The organism is Bacillus sp. JJ1521 (assembly GCF_036965165.1).
Lineage (GTDB): Bacteria > Bacillota > Bacilli > Bacillales > Bacillaceae_L > Ferdinandcohnia.
Genome location: NZ_JBALOX010000021.1, coordinates 1 through 19,645, shown reverse-complemented (window position 1 = coordinate 19,645; position 19,645 = coordinate 1). Strand labels below are relative to the sequence as shown.

At 37.2% G+C, this 19,645-nt stretch carries 15 protein-coding genes and 3 pseudogenes; 6 read left to right on the top strand and 12 right to left on the bottom strand.

The genetic code is table 11. The features are described 5' to 3' along the window. Position 1 precedes the first annotated feature (1 nt). The gene (locus V7147_RS04225; RefSeq protein ID WP_335366614.1) at positions 2–904 is read right to left on the bottom strand and encodes a LysR family transcriptional regulator; all 903 of its coding nucleotides are present in this window, start codon (positions 902–904) and stop codon (positions 2–4) included. A gap of 118 nt (positions 905–1,022) precedes the next feature. Between V7147_RS04225 and V7147_RS04220 the strand changes: the two genes are divergently transcribed. Next, the gene (locus tag V7147_RS04220) at positions 1,023–2,213 is read left to right on the top strand and encodes a coenzyme F420-0:L-glutamate ligase (protein ID WP_335366613.1); all 1,191 of its coding nucleotides are present in this window, start codon (positions 1,023–1,025) and stop codon (positions 2,211–2,213) included. Between the two features lie 307 nt (positions 2,214–2,520). Next, a pseudogene (locus V7147_RS04215) lies at positions 2,521–3,370 on the top strand (mechanosensitive ion channel family protein). A gap of 53 nt (positions 3,371–3,423) precedes the next feature. Here V7147_RS04215 and V7147_RS04210 read toward each other — a convergent pair. From V7147_RS04210 to V7147_RS04175, 8 genes are all read right to left on the bottom strand, one after another. Beyond that, entirely contained in the window at positions 3,424–4,704 is a 1,281-nt protein-coding gene (locus tag V7147_RS04210; RefSeq protein ID WP_335366612.1) for a TRAP transporter large permease, read from the bottom strand. After that, complete coding sequence (locus V7147_RS04205; RefSeq protein WP_335366611.1) at positions 4,701–5,240, bottom strand: TRAP transporter small permease; 540 nt, start codon at positions 5,238–5,240, stop codon at positions 4,701–4,703. Before V7147_RS04205 ends, V7147_RS04210 begins: the two co-directional genes overlap by 4 nt. 45 nt (positions 5,241–5,285) lie before the next feature. Further along, positions 5,286–5,963 (bottom strand): GntR family transcriptional regulator, encoded by a 678-nt coding sequence (locus V7147_RS04200; RefSeq protein WP_335366610.1) that lies wholly within the window; start codon positions 5,961–5,963, stop codon positions 5,286–5,288. 63 nt (positions 5,964–6,026) lie between these two features. Then, positions 6,027–7,046, bottom strand: coding sequence for a zinc-binding alcohol dehydrogenase family protein (locus V7147_RS04195; RefSeq protein WP_335366609.1), 1,020 nt, complete (start codon positions 7,044–7,046; stop codon positions 6,027–6,029). 99 nt (positions 7,047–7,145) lie between these two features. Next, a complete protein-coding gene (gene yiaK / locus V7147_RS04190; protein ID WP_335366608.1) occupies positions 7,146–8,144 on the bottom strand; it encodes a 3-dehydro-L-gulonate 2-dehydrogenase in 999 nt (332 codons plus the stop codon). 199 nt (positions 8,145–8,343) lie between these two features. Continuing rightward, positions 8,344–9,312, bottom strand: a complete 969-nt coding sequence (locus V7147_RS04185) for a Gfo/Idh/MocA family protein (protein WP_438824539.1) — start codon at positions 9,310–9,312, stop codon at positions 8,344–8,346. A gap of 106 nt (positions 9,313–9,418) precedes the next feature. Next, positions 9,419–10,438 carry a TRAP transporter substrate-binding protein gene (locus V7147_RS04180; protein WP_335366606.1) on the bottom strand — a complete coding sequence of 340 codons (1,020 nt, stop codon included), beginning with the start codon at positions 10,436–10,438 and terminating at the stop codon, positions 9,419–9,421. Positions 10,439–10,726: 288 nt separating this feature from the next. Further along, entirely contained in the window at positions 10,727–11,464 is a 738-nt protein-coding gene (locus tag V7147_RS04175; protein WP_335366605.1) for an SDR family NAD(P)-dependent oxidoreductase, read from the bottom strand. Between the two features lie 204 nt (positions 11,465–11,668). Here V7147_RS04175 and V7147_RS04170 point away from each other — a divergent pair. After that, positions 11,669–12,271: pseudogene (locus tag V7147_RS04170) on the top strand (TetR/AcrR family transcriptional regulator). Positions 12,272–12,303: 32 nt separating this feature from the next. Here V7147_RS04170 and V7147_RS04165 read toward each other — a convergent pair. Continuing rightward, positions 12,304–12,858 (bottom strand): uracil-DNA glycosylase, encoded by a 555-nt coding sequence (locus V7147_RS04165; RefSeq protein WP_335366660.1) that lies wholly within the window; start codon positions 12,856–12,858, stop codon positions 12,304–12,306. Between the two features lie 137 nt (positions 12,859–12,995). Between V7147_RS04165 and V7147_RS04160 the strand changes: the two genes are divergently transcribed. After that, positions 12,996–15,188 carry a YhgE/Pip domain-containing protein gene (locus V7147_RS04160; RefSeq protein WP_335366604.1) on the top strand — a complete coding sequence of 731 codons (2,193 nt, stop codon included), beginning with the start codon at positions 12,996–12,998 and terminating at the stop codon, positions 15,186–15,188. 14 nt (positions 15,189–15,202) lie between these two features. Here the strand turns inward: V7147_RS04160 and V7147_RS04155 are convergent, their stop codons facing one another. Together V7147_RS04155 and V7147_RS04150 are read right to left on the bottom strand one after the other, a co-directional pair. Next, complete coding sequence (locus V7147_RS04155; protein ID WP_335366603.1) at positions 15,203–15,937, bottom strand: sulfite exporter TauE/SafE family protein; 735 nt, start codon at positions 15,935–15,937, stop codon at positions 15,203–15,205. 425 nt (positions 15,938–16,362) lie between these two features. Further along, positions 16,363–17,379, bottom strand: coding sequence for a DUF1646 family protein (locus V7147_RS04150; RefSeq protein ID WP_335366602.1), 1,017 nt, complete (start codon positions 17,377–17,379; stop codon positions 16,363–16,365). 483 nt (positions 17,380–17,862) lie between these two features. Here V7147_RS04150 and V7147_RS04145 point away from each other — a divergent pair, with 483 nt between their 5' ends. After that, positions 17,863–19,260, top strand: a complete 1,398-nt coding sequence (locus tag V7147_RS04145; protein WP_335366601.1) for a purine-cytosine permease family protein — start codon at positions 17,863–17,865, stop codon at positions 19,258–19,260. Positions 19,261–19,423: 163 nt separating this feature from the next. Beyond that, positions 19,424–19,645, top strand: a pseudogene (locus V7147_RS04140) (alanine--glyoxylate aminotransferase family protein); the annotation flags it as partial.

Below are 19,645 nucleotides of genomic sequence, written 5' to 3'. Positions count from 1 at the left end.
ATTAACCAGGAATACCGTCCCTACGGTTCTCGATGATCTCCAAAAATTTTGTCGACGCGGTTGATAGTGGTACATTTTTGACGTAACAGATTCCAATGCTTCGTTTTGGAATTTCTTCATTTATCGGCACCTCGTGTAAAATGCCCTTTACTAAATATTCCTGTGAGAATTCCTTCGTGACACAAGCGATACCTAGGTTTATTTTCGCAAATTCTAACAGCAAGTCATGTGAGCCTAGTTCAAATTCGGGTGAAATCCTTAAACCCTTAGATAACAAAAACTCATCGACATACTTTCGAGAAACTGACTTTGGTTCAAGAATGATTAAAGGATGCTTAATTAATTCTTGTAAACTCACTGATTTAGGCAAAAACTTATTGTAATTTTCTCCACACACAAAAATGTCGTGGATATCCATGCAAGGGATTTGCGCGAGAACAGGATCATCTACAGGGAAATTACAAACCGCAAGATCGACCTCACCCAACTTTAACAAAGAAATAAGCTCCTGGGTCGTACCGTTTTCAATTTTAAACTTGATATTTGGATATTCCATGTGGAAGGTTTCTAGGTACTTCAGCAAAAAGTGCTTTGATATCGTATCCCCTACACCAATCCTTAATTCGCCTTTCGTCAGATTTTTAAATTCTAAAATCATTTCCTCTCCAACATGGAGGAGATTCATCGCGGAATGGACATATTCAAATAATAATTTTCCTTCATTCGTCAAAGTCACCCCTTTTGGTGTGCGATTAAACAGCCGAATGTCCAACTCCCTTTCTAACTGCATCATCGCCTGACTAACTGCAGGCTGTGTCATGAAAAGGTCCTTTGCCGCCTTCGAAAAACTTCCATTCTTTGCAACCACACTAAAAACCTTATATAAATCTAATTTTCCTATCATATAACTCACCCTTATACCCATTATTAGATATATTAATTTTACTTATATCATATATTAGATGTATAGTACTAGTAGATATTATTTACATTAAGTCTATTAGCATGTAGGAGTGATTGTTTTGGAAAGAGTAGTTGGAACTGTTGCAAGAGGTTTACGTGGACCTATTATCAATAAAGGCGACAGCATAGAGCAAATCGTTGTTGATACTGTATTAACGGCTTCTGAGGTTGAAGGTTTTACCATTCAGGACAAAGACATCGTGACAATAACTGAATCTATTGTTGCACGTGCTCAAGGAAACTATGCGACCATTAATGATATTGCAAAGGATGTAGAATCAAAGTTTGGTGATGACACTGTTGGCGTCATTTTTCCAATTCTAAGTCGTAACCGTTTTGCAATCAACCTTCGTGGAATCGCGAAAGGTGCGAAAAAAATTGTCCTAATGTTAAGCTATCCTTCAGATGAAGTTGGTAACCACTTAGTGGACATCGATCTTCTTGATGAAAAAGGGGTAAACCCTTGGACAGATGTTTTAACAGAACAACAATTCCGTGATCTTTTCGGATACAATACACATCCCTTTACTGGCGTAGATTACATTGATTACTATAAATCGTTAGTCGAAGAATATGGGGTTGAATGTGAGGTTATCTTCTCAAACAATCCAAAAACCATTTTAGACTATACAAAGAACGTTTTAACTTGTGATATACACACGAGATTCCGTACAAAGAGAATTTTAAAAGCAAATGGTGGCGAAAAGGTCTACAGTCTTGACAATATTCTTTCTGAATCTATCGACGGTAGCGGTTATAATGAACAATATGGTTTACTTGGTTCAAACAAAGCAACGGAAGAAAGTGTAAAGCTTTTCCCTCGTAATTGCCAACCAATCGTTGATAACATTCAAGAGCTTCTTAAAGAGAAGTCCGGTAAAAATGTAGAGGTTATGGTTTACGGAGACGGTGCTTTTAAAGACCCTGTCGGAAAAATTTGGGAGCTAGCTGACCCAGTTGTATCCCCTGCCTATACTGCAGGTCTTGAAGGTACACCAAATGAAGTAAAATTAAAATATCTTGCTGATAACAATTTTGCTGATTTAAAAGGTGAAGAACTTAAAAAAGCAATCTCTGAATTTATCGCGAACAAAGAAGGCGACCTTGTTGGTCAAATGGAAGCACAAGGAACAACACCTAGAAGACTAACTGACCTTATCGGTTCTCTTTCTGACCTAACATCAGGAAGCGGAGACAAAGGAACTCCATTCGTCTACATCCAAGGATATTTTGATAACTATACAAAGTAAGCAGGTAAAATACAGTCATATAGAACTCGCCAATTGGCGAGTTTCTTTATTAGAAATGTACACCAGGCAAATAGGCGGAGATTTTCCGGTAATATGCAAAATGAAGCGCGCTTCGGGGGAAATAAGGGTGGGTTTTCCGATTAAGCCAAGTAAAATCCCCTATTTTCGAATTTTCCGAGTCAATAGGCGGAATTTCTCCGTCAATTAAGGCGAACTTTAATGATAATTACTTATTAAGCGAAATTTTTCCGTCTATTTATCTGCTCAAGGTGATTGTGGTATTCTCTTACTATGAAAAAAGAAAAACATGAGGAAGGATGATAGTTTGTTCAATTACAATTGGGAGGCCCTGCTCATCAATGCAGGTTTTACAGCCTTAAAAATAATCGGGGTCTTCATTGCATTTATCATTGTTAAAAAGATTGGGAACAAAGTCATTGACCGTACCTTTACGAAATTACAGGATAAACAAAATATTTCTTTAGGACGAGCGCACACGCTACAAAAGCTTATGGAAAACATCCTCTCCTATGCGTTGGTCTTTATTTTGGTTGCCTCCATATTTGACATTTTTAATATCCCTGTTGCAAGTCTTATTGCTGGCGCTGGAGTTGTGGGACTAGCCATTGGTTTTGGAGCCCAGGGACTAGTAAGTGATGTTGTAACTGGCTTCTTCTTATTATTAGAAAAGCAAATTGATGTGAACGATTATGTAACCCTTGGAGCTCTTAGTGGGGTTGTTGAATCTGTAGGATTACGTACAACGCAAATTCGAGGATTTGATGGGACCTTACATTATATTCCGAATCGAGACATTAAAAGTGTGAGTAACCATTCCAGAGGGAATATGCGCGCACTTGTTGATATAAAGATTGCTTACGATGAGGACATTGATCAAGCCATTGTGGTGATGCAAGAAGCTTGTGACCAAGTTGCTGCCAACAATCAGTCTATTGTCGATGGACCCAATGTCATTGGTGTTCAGGAAATTGGAACCTCTGATATTGTGTTGCGTGTCATTGCGAAAACAGAAAATGGTGAGCAGTGGGAAGTTGAACGTCAATTGCGGAAAGCCATCAAGGAGGCATTTGACGCTGAAAGTGGTAATTCCGGTGTCTCATCAGTTGACCATTCATCGTAATGGCGAACAACAATAGGGCATAAAGATGAAGAAGGGGTTGGTTGAGAACCACCCCTTCTTCTTTTCTACTTATTTAAGGAAAAACTCTAAAGGTACAAGAACGATGGATGGGAACAATACTAGTAAAATCGCAATAATTGAATATACTACTAAGAATGGCCATACACCCTTCACGAATTGAGCGATACTAACTTTTCCAACCGCCGCAGCAACGTTCATAACGGTTCCTACCGGTGGAGTTAATAGACTAATTGTTAAAACAAATACAAAGACTATTCCAAAGTAAACTTCATTAATTCCAGCCATTTTTACTAACGGCATCAAGATAGGAACTAGAATTAAAATAGCCGGAGTGATATCCATTGCCGTTCCAACGACAAATAAGATGAACACAATAACTAGCATAAGAACTGTTGGGTTTTCAGTAAATGGCCCTAGGAAATCACTAATAACCATTGGAATATCAGATATTGTAATTAAATATGCAGAAATCATCGCAGCTGCAATTAGAAACATAACGGTACTCGTTGTCTTCGCTGTTGCAACAAGTACTTCATACAGGGCAGACAACTTTAATTCCCGATAGATTACAACACTTATTAATAAAGCATAAAATGCAGCAACTACCCCTGCCTCAGTAGGAGTAAAAATACCTCCACGTAATCCAACGATAATAATAACAGGTAATAATAAAGCCCAGAATGAGCTTAGTAAACCCTTCCAAACATCTTTAGCACTTTTTCTTGGCAGAACTGTAACATCACCTTTTTTCATCATGAGAGCCCAAATAATCACTAATCCAATGGCCATCATAATTCCTGGAACAATACCAGCCATGAATAAACTTGTAATCGAAACACCACTCGTAACACCGAATACAATCAACGGAATACTAGGTGGTAAAATCGGCGCTATAATTCCACTTGAAGCAATCAACCCTGTTGACTTTTCACGGCTGTACCCTGCTTTTACCATCATCGGTATTAAGATAGCCCCTAGCATTGCCGTATCCGCTACAGCCGATCCGGATAATCCAGCTAATAAAACCCCAGCAAAAATACTTACATAACCTAATCCGCCACGAATATGACCGAATAGGGACATTGCAAAATTTACAATTCGATTTGACATTCCACCTGCATTCATTATTTCACCAGCAAGTACGAAAAACGGTATTGCCATTAGTGGAAAATTATCTGCTCCACTGATCATATTTGTTGCTATAACTTGTGTACTAAATACATCTAAATAAAACATTAATACAATGGAAGTGGCTATGAGAGAAAACGCAACTGGCATACCAATTAGAATTAATGCAAATAATACGACTATAAATATTAATAATGTCATTTATTAATCCTCTCTTCCCCGCCGTCAATTTCTTCTAGTTCGTGTTTCGGAAAAATATATTGATCCACATCATCTTTAAAAAAGATAACCCTTATCAAACGAACGATAACAATTATCGCCATGCCGATACTTACAACAATTCCCATTCCATTAATAAGAGCAAATGGAATTCCTGTAGCTGGTGCCGGACTATTAACACTTAATTGTGTAATGATAATACTTCCATCAAAAATGAGATAAAGTAGAACGAGTACGATTAGATTTGTAAATAGAAAAGAAACCTTTCTGGCACTTTTGGGAAACCTTCTAATCAATAAATCTACTCCCATATGCTCATTCTCTTTTAATGCTTTAATTGCCCCCAAAAATATGAGCCATACAAAAAAGAAACGGGACAATTCATTTGCCCAGGTAATACTTGAATCAAATACATATCTAGAAACAACGTTTGAAAATATGAGAATACTCATGGAAGCAACACAAACAGCCATAAATATTTTTAGTATCCTATTTAATAACGATTCCAGTTTTTGCATTTATACAAACCCCTTTTATCCAACTAGAATGAAAATCTTTTATTTTCACTTTTTTAAATAAGCACTCAATACCGATGCATTTGTATCTAATAAATGATCCTTCATCCAATCATCTATTTTTTGTTCATTTTTTTCTACCATTGCATCAATGAGTAACTTATGTTCATTTATTAGATTTCCAATTTTATCCTTTTCCTCTTTAAACCTTTTTTCTGTCGCAACGAGTACAAAACATAGAATAATATTTCGTATATTCTTCCAAAAATATAAGACCCTTTTATGATCTGCGAGTAATATCATAGTTTCGTGAAAAAGCAAATCTTGATAGGCAAATTCTGTAAAATCATTATATTTTGCATGAAATTTCATTAAATCAAGAATTCTATAGAATTCACTTGCCCTATCTGAATCAAAGTCATGATATATCTTTTTAACACAAAAATTTTCTAATAAAAATCTGACATCATATAATTCTCTAATTCCTTCTTCATCTAACCCTTGTACCGTTGCACCCATTCTTCCCAGGTTAACAAGCCCCTCTATTTCTAAGGTTTTAAAAGCTTCCCTAACCGGTGAGCGGCTTGTTTCGAATAAACTCGATATTTTGTTTTCACTTAAAACAGAACCATTCTCGAAATCTCCATTAATTATCTGTAACCTTAATTCACTTGTAATGAGTTCACTTAAGGAATCATTCTGTAACCAATCCTTTGGAAATTTCATTTTATCTCTTCCTTTTCTTGGATAGCATTTAAAAATTAGCACGTTTTGATAGGCCAAAGCCTGTTAATCAAATGTTATAACTGCTTTTCTCACTTTATCTGGATTTCCCTTGATAAATTCAAATGCTTCTTTCACCTGAGCTACATGGAATTTATGGGTCACCAAGCCACTATGGGTTAATTTTTTCTGATTAATTAATTCTATTACTTTACCAAATTGGTTTGTTTGAAGCCTTGAGCCAACAATTGTTAACTCTTTCTTAGTAATTGGCATAAGCGCGACAGATGATGGAGTTGCATTAAATCCTAATGTAACTACATAACCTGCCGGTGAAGCAACTTCTACACTCAATTCAAATGATTGTGGAATACCGACAGCATCTATTACGACATTAGCACCTTCGCTATTTGTTATTTTATTTATTTGATCAATAACATCGACTTCTGTTGGGTTAATGGTAAAATCGGCACCATTTTCTTTAGCAAATTCTAGACGCTCATTTGTTAAATCTGAAATAATCACGGTTGCTCCGCGTAACTTGGCCATTTTTAAAACCGTAATCCCTATTGGGCCAGCACCTTGAATAAAAACTGTTTGACCTTTGTGAACGTTACCTCTCCATGTTGCTTGGGCACCAATCGTATAAGGCTCCGCCATAACAGTTTCATCCCAATCAATTTCTGAGTCTATTTTGTGTACTTGTTTTTCTGGAATTACAACAAATTCTCTCATGCCGCCATCCTCATGAACTCCAAATACAGATACTTCTTTACATACATTTGGCCTGCCGGTCTTACAAGCATAGCACTCACCGCAATAAGTAATTGGTTCAATTACAACATGATCACCAACCGCGACCTTGTTTACGCCTGCTCCTACTTCGATAATTTCACCAGCCACCTCATGTCCTACGATTCTAGGATATGTAGCAAGTGGGTTTGTTCCATGGAAAATATGCATATCTGAACCGCAAATACCGACTCTTTTTATCTTAACCTTCACTTGATTTTCTTGTTCAATCACTGGTTCTTCTACATCTATTAGTTCGATTACATGCGCTTCTGGTATTCTGACTGCTTTCATTTGTTATCATCCTTATAAAGTAAAGTTTCTCGTGACTCATCAACATAAGGCGGCACCTGTCATTGCCCCAACCGTCCGAATGCCTTTTACGTTAATTGCTTACATAGACTTAATTTTTTGCCATACTTCTTCGTCAACAGGTATTCCTAATTCAGTGTTCTCTTTTCTTGTATTCATCGTACGCTCTCCTGGGTAGTACACTTCATTGCCACTTGTAGCCGGAACCGATTCTTTAATGTATTTAATTGAGTCGTTAATCATTTCCTCTCCAGAACCATTGCCTAGTTTATCTGGCGCAATAGAAATAAACACTTGTGATAATGCATATTCATCATCGCCTAGTTTTCCTACACCATGTGTCGTATTTCCTCCTGACAACATAGAAGCAATCATGTCAAGAACGATTGACAAACCTGAACCTTTCCAATAACCTACCGGCAGTACTCTCCAAGTTTCTTCTATTGCTTTAGGGTTTGTAGTAAGATTCCCTTGACTATCAAATCCTCCTGGTACAGGTAATTCTTGACCATCCATTTTATATTTTTCAATCTTCCCATAGGAAAACTGTGACATCGCCATATCTACAACAACTGGCCCTTCTGCTCTTGGAAGTGCTAGAATAATTGGGTTATTACCGATTCTTCTGTCTTGAGCACCCCATGCAGGCATATTGGGTTGTGTATTTGTCCAACAAATTCCGATAAATCCTTTTTCCGCTGCCTGCCAGCCAAATTCTCCACCCCTCATCCAGTGATTTGTATTTTTTAATGCTACGCACCCTATTCCATATTCCCCGGCCAATTCAATTGCCCGATCCATACATTTTTTTGCAGTAAGGTTTCCTAATGCTAAATTCCCGTCCCATCGCTCGATTGCACCAAAACTACTGATTTTTTCCGGAACTGCATCTGGCTTAATATAGCCTTTTTCAATATATTCGATAACCCTTGGAAATCTATTTACCCCGTGTGAATAAACTCCATCACAGCTATTATTCGTAAATGATTCAGCTGCCTCCGCAGCATCTTGTTCAGCGAACCCCTTCTTCATTAGTACGCGTTTGAATTCTTCTTTCATCTCTTGGTATGCTATTCTCATATTCATAACTCCTTATCTGCCACTCTTTTATTTTGAAAATACTATTCAACAACACTACTTAACAAATCACAGAACTTCAGGATACTTGTCGACCGATAAATCAGAAAAAAAATTAGTGTAACTCTTATAGTTTTAAATAGAATGCTCCTTAAACTCCGACAGGCTAGAGAAGGAGTCATTCAAAAATGGTTAATTGGTTTTATTTGAAAAATTCACCCATTACCCAGTCTGTTCTTGCCCCAGAAATACCCGTGCTCTGGCACTTTTCATTTTCTCCAGTTAATTCTGCCACAATTATTTCAATTAGTGGTTGGTGTACGTGTTGTGGTGGTTCAAAGCTCCACTCCGTTTTCCCATCATTCGTCGTTAATACCACTGGCTCATTTCCCAAAGTGGAAAAAGTAATTTTTCCTTTGCTTCCAACGATTTCATTTATATCTACATCTGTAAAAGCGGAAAAACACCAATTTCCAACTCCATGGACACCAGATTCAAATAAATAAGTCCCAGTAACGATATCCTCTGCAGGGTAAATGCCCGCTTGGTTTGAAGTAAAGCCCTTTACTTCCCTTATAGGCCCGAGGAGAAAGTCCAATATGTCTAGCGTATGACTTCCCATATCATATAAAAGTCCGCCTCCTGATATTTCCGTTTTAACCCTCCAGGAATCCTTCAAATCTTCCATCGCTACTTGATACTGAGTCGTTGAGACAAAGCGAACATCCCCAATTGCATTATTATCCAATAACTCTTTAATTTTTAAGAAACGGGGCATTGCTCTACGATAGTATGCAGCATATAGCGGAACGCCTGCTTCCTTACACGCGGCAATCATTTCGTTACTTTCTTCAATATTAAGTGCCATAGGCTTTTCTACATAGATTGGTTTTCCAGCCTTTGCTACTTTAAGCACATATTCTTTATGAGAAGAAGGTGGCGTCGCAATATAGACAGCATCAACTTCAGGGTCATTTATTAATGCGTTCGCATCATCGTACCATTTCGGAACACCATGCCTTTGGGCATAATCTTTTGCAAGTTCACCGGTCCTGCGCATGACCGCGACTAACTCTGATTTTTTTACCTTTTGCAGTGCGGGACCGCTTTTAACTTCTGTGACAGTTCCGCATCCAATAATTCCCCAACGGACCTTTTCTAATTCCACCATGCCACTCCCCTTTATGTACAAATTTGTAACTGCTTTACACTTCCCTCGAAAATAGGGGGGATGCCCCTTTTACACAAGTAAAGACCTCCCCCTCTTACAGAAATTATTATTTTAAATCTTCAATTTTTTGAAGGATTCCTTCAGCCCATGAATATTTTGCTTTACGCTCTTTATAGAATGAATCCATTGCATCAACCATGTCCTGTTTGAATTCTTCAGTTGGCTCTGTAACTGTTAAGCCATTTTCTTTTAAGAAAGCAATGTCTTTTTCAACACTTTCTCCATATAACTGCCATTGATATTCAGAGGACTCTTTGGCTGCCTTTTCAATTGCACTTCTTTGTTCATCTGTTAATTTATTTTCCCAAAGATCTGCATTAATCACGTACATGTTCGGACTGAAAACATGATTTGAAAGTAAAACGTTGTCTTGTACTTCATAGAACCCATTTGCCACTAATGTGGATAATGGATTATCTTGACCATCCGCAACTTTTTGCTCTAATGCTGTAAATATTTCAGAGAATGGCAACGAGATAACGTTTGCATTTAGTGATTCACCAATTGCAATATATTCTGGTAAATCAGGCATTCTTAGACGAAAAGTTTCAAAGTCTTTCATACTTGTGATTGGTTGATGGCTACTAAATGCACGGAAACCGTTTGCAGCCCAGGCCAACACTTTTACTCCTGTTTTTTCTTCTAATTCTTGAGCAACTTCAGCACCAACTTCTCCAGTAAAAGCTGCCTTTGCATGATCTAAGTCATTGAATAGGAATGGCCAGTCACCGACTTTTAGTTTTTCTGGATCACCAGATACAGTTGTACCAGCAATAGCCATTTCTATCGAACCATTTCTTACCCCATCAAATGTTTCTAATTCTTTACCTAATTTATTATTTTCATAGATTTGAATATCCAAAGTTCCATTAGATTCTTCTTCTGCGATTTTCTCAAACTTTTCTTTTAAAGCAATATTATGTGGATGGTCTGTACCAAAATTATTCGCAATTTTGATAACAACTTTCTTACCTTTTGATCCGGAACCAGAAGATTCTTGTCCACAACCTGCAATTAGTAAACTAAAAATAACGAATAGTGCAACTACCCCAAACTTTTTCAACATGTAAATCCCCCTCTTTTAAATTATCTTATTACAGAGTTCTTAATTAGCCCTACCATCAATTGGATAGCGCTTTCAAATTATAATTACATACTAGTCGACAAGTATACTGTTGTCAATATATTTTTGAATCTTTATTATTTTTATACAAAATGAATAAGTCAGAATTAAATAAACTATTATTTCAATATACTTAAATTAACGTTATTTCTACTAAAGGTCCCTCATGGAAACAAATTATACCGACAAAAAAACTCACCACCATTTTGGTGATGAGTCATTATTTTTTAATTATTGAGCAGTATAGCCGCCGTCGACAATTAAGCTGTTTCCGGTCATGAATGTAGAATCATCGCTAGCTAGGAATAAAACAGCTTTAGCCATTTCCTCAGCTTGTCCAAGACGCTTCATTGGAGTCATTGTACGTAAAACTTCTTTGCTTTCTTCAGGAATAATTGGTGTATCAATGAAACCTGGGCAAAGCGCATTTACACGAATATTTTGTTCAGCATATTCAAGTGCAAGTGAACGAGTTAAGTTAACTACGCCACCTTTTGCTGCGTTATAGGCTGCTGAACCTGGTGACCCAACCCAACCGTACATTGATGCAGTGTTTACGATTACTCCACCATCGGCTTTTAAGAATTCACGGATAGCTTCACGTGCTACTAAGAAAACACCATCCAAGTCCACATTTACTGTATTTCTCCACTCAGAATACTCTAATTCATGTGATGGTTGAACCCGTCCAATACCTGCATTGTTGAAAACAACATCCACTTTACCAAATGCTTCGATTGTTTGTTTATAGATATTTGCCACTTCTTCTTCACTTGTAATGTTTGCTTTTACAAATAGAGCTTCTGCATTTAGCGCTTTCAATTCCGCTTCAAAAGCTTTACCTTTTTCTTCATTTAAGTCAACAAGAACAACTTTTGCCCCTTCTTCAACAAATAAACGAGCTGTTGCTGCACCAATGCCTGAAGCTCCACCAGTTATGACAGCCACTTTGCCTTGTAATTTTCCCATTTTGTATTCCTCCCCTATAAAATATAATTTGGATATAGTGTTACCCTAAGGTAGAGTAATATTTACCACAAACGGTATTGTCACCATTTGTTCATAATTTAATTCTACTATTGTAGGTATACTTAACAATCATCAATTAAAATAGAATTGTCTAACTAGTAGACAGTTGAAACAAAACTGTCTATTTTGGGGGAGGTTTTTTTAATGAATGATGAATTTGATATCCATTCTAAACGTCAAAATCGTACAAAGGAACATCTAAAACTTGCTCTCATCGACCTTATTAAAGAAAAGGGTTATCATTCCGTTTCTGTAAAGGATATTGTAGATAAAGCATCCTATAATCGCAGTACCTTTTATGTTCACTACCAGGATAAAATTGATTTAGCTGAAGATTTACTAGATTCTATGATGACGGGGTTATGGAATTCTGTTGGCAAACCATATACACCCGGACAAAAAGTATTTACATCAAAGATAGGTAAACCATCTTTTAATATTGTTTCCTATATTGATTAGCATCGTACCTTTTTTGAGCTCATTAAATATGAAGACACATTACCGGGATTACATACAAGTTTCCCTCAAACAATTTTAAAAATTTATCAAGAAAAATTTATATTTGAAACAATCAACAATATTCCAGTCAACATGGACTACTTTAAACGCTACACAGCCTATGGCTTTTACGGGCTTATCCAAAATTGGATCACAAATGGTTTCAAGGAAACTGAAGAGGAGTTTATTGAGGAAGTCATTGAGTTAACAAAAACGCATATATACTCATTTAAATATACTGGAAACTAAAAAAGACAGGTTTATATTGACCTGTCCTTTTATCAGATTTGTTTCCGAAGCTCTAATGCTACTAACTGCATATCTTCAAGAAGGAGTGGATACAAATTTGGTCTTCTTCTGGCCGCAAGCGGATGGTACGCGACAGTCGTTTGATAGCCATTCATCTGATAAAAGTTTCCTCTAAGTCCTTTAACCTCGAGTTCGGTGTTCTGAAAAAATGACTGAACTGCCACATTGCCCAGACAAACAATTAGTTTCGGTTTCTGCTCCTCCAACTGAGCAAGGAGATGATTCATGCAGATTTCGCGTGTTTTCTCCTTATCATAAGCCCGTTTTGGCTGTCTTTTTAAAATATACGTGACATATAATTGCTCTTTATCTATCCCAGCTTCATGGGCTACTTTCTGCAAGGTCTGCCTTGTTCCACAAATCATTGGATTTCCTTCACGATCTTCTCGGGCACCAGGATTATCCAATATAATCATGATCGGAGCTGTCGGATTTCCCTCTCCCCAGATCATCCGTGTACCCTGCTGATACAATCCACATTTCTTGCAATCCTTCTGGTCTTCGGGTGTTGGATCCTCATCCCACATGACTGGACAAAATGATGATTCCACTGTCTTCACGCTCCTTCTGACTAGGATAACCAAATAGGGCTACGAAAATCTGATATTCGTTAAAATTTATGGCATTACTAATAGAAAGAGTCTTTCGAGAAAGGAATTGCCATATGAAAAATATCAGGATGATCTTTTTAAATGATATTAACAATACGTTAACAAATTGGGTTGCAGCTATAGTTGTCCTATCCCTTATTTTGCTTCCATCGCTTTACGCTTGGTTTAACATCAAGGCTTCATGGGACCCTTATGGCAATACCAATCAAATTCCGGTTGGCATTGTTAGTGAAGACCGAGGGACTATAATTGACGATAAAGAAATTCAGATTGGAGATGACTTAATTAAAACCTTAAAAAAGAATAACTCGTTTGAATGGCATTTTCTCAACCGCAACCAAGCAATGAAGGAGGTTAAATCTGGAGATCTATACGCGGTTATTATTATCCCCTCTGATTTTTCAAATAAGCTTGGAACTGTTATTAGCGACCACCCAACAAAAGCAACAATACAATATTATGTAAATGAAAAAGTGAATGCCATCTCCCCAAAGATTACAGAAAAAGGGGCCAGTGTCATTACTGAACAGATTACAAGCCAGTTTGTTTCCACGGTAAACGGGACTATTTTTGATGCTTTTAATAGACTTGGACTTGAACTGGAACAGAATAAACCTGATATTGAGCGATTTCAAAACTATGTCTTATTATTGCAAGAGAAAATGCCATCTATAAAAATGGCACTTGATGATGCTTACGGAGAAATAAATCAAGCAGAATCCGTAATCGATGATATCCAGGGATTGATTCCAAAAGCGAAAAGTACGACCGACCAAGCCTTACATACAATTGACGATGCGGATTCTTTCCTTACAAAAGCTGAAACCCGCTTTAATGAATTATCTCCACTCATCAAAGTGGATTTGGCAAAGGTTCAACACGCAACACACACAGTGGATGATTATATCCAATCAGTAGATAATATCCCTACTGATTTAGCCTCAACCAAAAGGGATATCAAATCTCTTCAAAGTCTACTTAGTGACATGAAAAGCGGATTAAATAACCCGGATATCAATGACTCGTTTAATCAACTAGATTCACTAACTGACAATCGATCAAATGAGCAACTAAATGATATCCGAACAGAATTAAATACACTTGGGAAGCAATACAAGTCACAACTTCAAGTTCAGAATCAATATCTCGATAATGCCGTTTCACAAGTAGATTCCTTGTATCAACAGATTAATGATATTGACAAAAACATACCTAGCTTAGAAGAGGTTCAAAGCTATTCAAAAAATACAAGAGACCAGATCGACACATTCATACATCAATACAACAATGAAATTGAGCCAAACATTCGAACTCAGCTCAAAAATGCAAAACAGACCATAAAAGGGGCAAGGGAAATCATTGTAAAGGTACAACAAATCATACCAAGAATTGAATCAATCCTTACTAATGCGAATGGGCAACTACAAGAAGGGAAAAACATCATCGGTGCTGCTCGTAATCAATACCCATATTTAAATCAAAAGGTAAATGATCTTGCTGGGAAAATTCGTGACCTTAATCAAAAAGCCAACATTAATGACGTTATTGAGTTGCTAAGAAATGATCCGGAGGTAGAATGTGGCTTCTTTGCTGAACCTGTTGTTTTGGATTCTCATAAACTTTTCCCTCTTCCAAATTACGGTACGGGAATGACGCCGTTCTATACAGTACTAGCAATTTGGGTAGGCGGATTATTAATGATATCGCTACTTTCGATTGATGCTCATGGTTTTGAAAGCATAACAGGAAAAGAGGAGTACTTTGGAAAAGCATTAACCTTTTTAACGATTGGTATTTTGCAGACCATTATTGTGACTGCTGGAGATATGTGGCTAATAGGAGTCGAAGTAAGTGCACCCTTCTTCTTTATTTTGTTTAGTGTTTTTATCAGTCTCGTCTTCGTCGTCATGATCTACTCTCTTGTATCAATACTAGGCAATGTCGGCAAGGCTTTAGCAATTGTGCTCCTAGTTTTACAAATCTCAAGCTCGGGTGGCACTTTCCCAGTTGTCCTGCTGCCTTCCTTTTTTCAATACATTCACCCTTACCTCCCATTCAGCTATGCCATCAGTTTAACACGTGAAGCTGTTGGCGGGATTATCTGGGAAACAGTTTACTATGATCTCTTTATCCTAACTTTATTTGGCATGGCAGCCATCATGTTTGGTGCTTGGCTAAAAGAACCTTTAAACAAACTCAGTACTCCAATCAAACAAAAACTAAAAAAATCTGGGCTTTTTCATTAAGCCCAGATTTTTATTTAAAGTACATTCTCACTTACAATTTGAACAATAAGCAGTACTGTTACAATTCTTAAAATTGGTTTTACATACTGGGGCTTTAGCTTCTGAGCAATGCGCACCCCAATTTGTGCCCCTGTAACGGAACCTAGCAACAATGCAATTGTAACTGGCCATATAATTTTACCTGTCGCAATATACGTCATTGCAGCCCCAAAACAACTAGAAAACGTAGCGAGTCTTACTAATCCAACCGCACGAATATATGCGATATTTAAATGATTGTATAGATAAAGCATTAACGTCCCCTGACCTGGACCAAATAACCCATCGTAGATACCAATACTGTACAACCCCGGTGCACTTATTTTGTTAAACTTCAATGGTTCATTTCCTGTAAAGTTCCCTTTTCCGATAAAGGAAACAATGAAAGCAAACAATAACAGGACAATTGCCACAATATACATATTTTCTGCAGAAATCCTTGAAGCAATAAAGCCCCCGCTGATCCCCCCGGCTAAACTAACTGGTATAATCCAAATCGACTCTTTTAAAGAAAGCTCCTTTTTCCGTAGTAAATAGAAGAAGCTCGAGAACGAACTAATCGTATTGGAAACCTTATTCGCCCCAATTGCTGAATGAACTGGTACCCCCAAAAGCAACATTGACGGGAGACTAATCAATCCCCCACCACCAGCAAGCGTCCCCAAAGTCGTCGCACAAATCCCAATGAAAAATAGAATTATATATTCCATTTACTACCACCCCTTGTACNNTTGCAAAAGGGTGATTAATAAATTTAATCTTTATTATGAAAATGGATAAGTATTTCTTATGGTAAAGAACACAAAGTATTAGCAGAAATTTCACATTTACATATACAGTTTTCTTTTAAAATTAGATGAGGTATAGGAACTTATACCTTTCTAGCAGATGTTAGACTTACCGGCTTGCTTTAACGATCTAGGTATCACCAACAACCAAGAACAAGCAATGGCACGGATTGCTTCCCACGCAGCAAGTCCTGAGGAGACAATGCAATTATTGGGTTCCTATAGTGATCAAGATGTAATTGTATCTATTAAGCAAATGGAAAACCTTCAAATTAAATAAAATCAAAAGCCACCTGTTGTCAAAATGCAGGTGGCTTTTGATGATCATTCTTTAGGTCTCTTAATTGTTACCCCATAATAAGCAAATAAATAAAGAAAATAACCATAACAACTAAACCAAATGGCACACCGAATTTTGCCCACTCTTTACTTGTAATTCCAAGTTTGTTAGCTGAAATGATATTGGGGATATTTCCTGGTATTAGCATTCCACCACTAATGATTAGCCCTAGCAGCAAGAAGCGAAGTGTTTCTGAATTCATAGATGGACTAATTTCAGCTGCAGCTAATGTGGCATTATCAAGAATCGCCGAAATCATGTTGATCCAGTAAAGGACCCCTGGTTGTAAATGAAGTAAATACATATTTACCAATGGTTCATAGCCTGCACCTAATAAAGTTAGACCCATTACGAATAGGTAAATTTTAAAGGAACGAACAATGATTTCAGAGTAGCTTTCTGCCTGGTTGTCCCCATCCAAGCCACCAGCACCCTCAACTGGTTTTAATGCGAATAGTGCTACAACACCAATTAAAACTACAGCAACAATAACTTCAAGACCAATTAATTCAAAAAGATAAAAGAAATCCTCTTTTAACTTACTTGTTGTAATCGTTGATAATGGTTCCCCAACTGGCGTTAGAACGGCACCTAGTCCAATCGAAAAACAAGCTAGGATAACAGTCCGAATTTCGGTTTTGCGATCCAAACTTAACGTACTTACGATCGATACGAGCACGATAGCAGCAATAATGGCAGTTATAATACTTGATAATAATCCTAAAACCACAATGATTATTGCAAGAAATAAACGGATATCCATTTTGTGACTAACATTTAAGATGGCCCCTTCAATTGGTCTCTTCAACCATTTGAATAATAAACCTGCGATAAGCACAGCTAGCGTAATGAAAATGGGGTCTTTTAACGCATGAAAAAATAACTCCCGATTAAAGACACCGCTTACCAGTGCCGCTAGGAAGCCCATGACAAATAAAAAGGGTTCTAAATTTCGTTCAATTGGTTTTACAACGAAAGGTAAAAATAGAACGAGTAGTAAAATGATTATAAGTCCAGCAGTCATAGATATTCCTCCAATCCCTGTCTTGTCGCGACTACTTTTAATAGCAGACCATATGTAATGCTTCTATGATAACGTTATCTCGACTCTATTTATTTTAACACATTTTTCAGAAGATTTTACTAAAATATTTCTATAAGGCACTGTTCTATTCTATATAAAAATAATATGTTTACCTCATTTCGACAAAATCCGAAAATTATTCTTTTCTAATTGTGCAAGTTATTCCATCCATCATCATAATACGCATATTCAATAGCATTTAGATCGAATTATTCGGTATTTGGAACCATTCCTAAGATAGAGGCAGATTATGTCTACTAGAATCGTTCTAATGGGGTCTTATCACGATATATGAGTGATTATCGCGGTTGCTACCTCTATTTTATAATTGATATACTTACAAACAGTTAAGCGCGTTTGTAGAATACTATTTATTACACAAGCAACACACTTGTGAAAACATTCACAAAAGGAGATGATAAAATGGGATCTGTTATCCAAGCAGATCAGAACCGCAATGAAGCGAGTGATGATTATTCATTGGATAGAGTACCACTTAACAAGAGGAACATGAGTTGGTTAAGTATAACGAATATTACATTCGGAATTGCAACGGCTATTTTTTATTTTCAAATGGGAAGTGTGATGGCACTTCAGTTTGGTGCTATTAACGCCATAATTTCCGCTATATATGCGATTATCGTTGCCGGTATTCTTGGAACATTCATTGCGTACTTATCTGCAAAGTCTGGTATGAACGTCAATTTATTATCAAGGGGAGGCGGATTCGGATATATTGGCGCATCTTTGACCTCCATTATTTATGCCACAAATTTCATCATGTATTGTGCACTGGAAGGTTTAATTCTAGTTTCCGCAGTCCACGAATTCTTACCCGTTATTCCTGAATGGGCTTTAATTCTATTCTTTGGTACCCTCGTCATTCCACTAAACTGGTTTGGAATCAAACAATTGGACAAATTACAAAAATGGTCCTTACCACTGTTTGGCGTTTTTTTAATTGCCGCGATTATTGTCGCAGCTATGACACCGTCCTTATACGATGGAAGCTTCTGGACATATATGCCAGAAAACGTTCAAGTTGGAGGAACAGCTCTTTTACTTTGCATTGGTATGCAACACGGAATTATGGGATTAACTCCCCTGCTTGCGTCCGACTACGCACGTTTTCTTAAACCTAAAGACAGGAAAATTGGAATATTTGCAATTGGCTTTGTCCCACAGATTTTCTGTTTTGGTGTAATGGGCGGTTTAGGTATTTGGTTCGGTGTTCGTCTTGGTGAACCGAATCCTGGTGTGTATATCGTTACACTTCTAGGTATGTGGGGAGCATTATTTACAATGATTACCCAAGTTAGAATTAACGTTACAAATATTTACAGTGGTTCACTATCACTATCGAACTTTTTTGAAAACGTATTTCATTTTAAACCTGGAAGACGTTTTTGGGTCGTTGTAACCGGTGTATCCGCTATCCTCTTAATGCTTGGTAATATTGTCAATCACCTTGATACAGTCTTGACTTTCCAAGGAGTCTTCCTATTGTCCTGGGCATCTATATTAGTGACAGATGCTGTTTTCGTTAAGAAAATATTAAAGCTTAGCCCAGGTTACTATGAGGCTAAACAAGCGTACTTATATAAATGGAATCCAGTAGGAGTTGGCGCACTATTAATTTCATGTATCCTTGGAACGGTCGCCGCGCTAGGATATATGGGTACGTTTTTACAAAGTACGGCCGCATTTTTTGCAAGCATTCTTGCTGCTATCCTCACGATTATTTTGGCTATTGCTACAAAAGGAAAATATTATCTTAAGGAAGACCCAACTGATATAAAAAAAGAAGAGTACGTCGCTTAACTTTGTTAACCCTTCACTTGAAAAAGTAGAGGGTTATTTTTTTATCATTGATATGTAATCCTTTCTGGTTAAAGACGGAATTAACTGAAAAATACATTAAAATAAGATATAATCAAATCTAGATAAATCAACCTTATTAAGGTTGTGAAATGGAGGATTAAAAATGTATCAAAATATTCTTAGACATCCTGGACCAACTCCCATTCCTAAGAAAGTAGAACTGGCCATGGCGCAGGATATGATTAGCCATCGTACACCAGAATTTGTAAAGCTGTATCAAGATGCTACCGGGCGAGTCAAAACAGTCTTCGGGACCAAACAAGATGTTTTGCTCCTTCCTTCAGGTGGGACGGCAGCATTAGAAGCAGCTGTGGTAAATACGGTT

Excerpts from the sequence above, each read along its gene's own strand:
- V7147_RS04225 (WP_335366614.1), bottom strand. The coding sequence starts at position 904 with ATGATAGGAAAATTAGATTTATATAAGGTTTTTAGTGTGGTTGCAAAG.
- V7147_RS04210 (WP_335366612.1), bottom strand. The coding sequence starts at position 4,704 with ATGACATTATTAATATTTATAGTCGTATTATTTGCATTAATTCTAATT.
- V7147_RS04205 (WP_335366611.1), bottom strand. The coding sequence starts at position 5,240 with ATGCAAAAACTGGAATCGTTATTAAATAGGATACTAAAAATATTTATG.
- V7147_RS04200 (WP_335366610.1), bottom strand. The coding sequence starts at position 5,963 with ATGAAATTTCCAAAGGATTGGTTACAGAATGATTCCTTAAGTGAACTC.
- V7147_RS04195 (WP_335366609.1), bottom strand. The coding sequence starts at position 7,046 with ATGAAAGCAGTCAGAATACCAGAAGCGCATGTAATCGAACTAATAGAT.
- yiaK (WP_335366608.1), bottom strand. The coding sequence starts at position 8,144 with ATGAGAATAGCATACCAAGAGATGAAAGAAGAATTCAAACGCGTACTA.
- V7147_RS04185 (WP_438824539.1), bottom strand. The coding sequence starts at position 9,312 with ATGGTGGAATTAGAAAAGGTCCGTTGGGGAATTATTGGATGCGGAACT.
- V7147_RS04180 (WP_335366606.1), bottom strand. The coding sequence starts at position 10,438 with ATGTTGAAAAAGTTTGGGGTAGTTGCACTATTCGTTATTTTTAGTTTA.
- V7147_RS04175 (WP_335366605.1), bottom strand. The coding sequence starts at position 11,464 with ATGGGAAAATTACAAGGCAAAGTGGCTGTCATAACTGGTGGAGCTTCA.
- V7147_RS04165 (WP_335366660.1), bottom strand. The coding sequence starts at position 12,858 with ATGTGGGATGAGGATCCAACACCCGAAGACCAGAAGGATTGCAAGAAA.
- V7147_RS04160 (WP_335366604.1), top strand. The coding sequence starts at position 12,996 with ATGAAAAATATCAGGATGATCTTTTTAAATGATATTAACAATACGTTA.
- V7147_RS04155 (WP_335366603.1), bottom strand. The coding sequence starts at position 15,937 with ATGGAATATATAATTCTATTTTTCATTGGGATTTGTGCGACGACTTTG.
- V7147_RS04150 (WP_335366602.1), bottom strand. The coding sequence starts at position 17,379 with ATGACTGCTGGACTTATAATCATTTTACTACTCGTTCTATTTTTACCT.
- V7147_RS04145 (WP_335366601.1), top strand. The coding sequence starts at position 17,863 with ATGGGATCTGTTATCCAAGCAGATCAGAACCGCAATGAAGCGAGTGAT.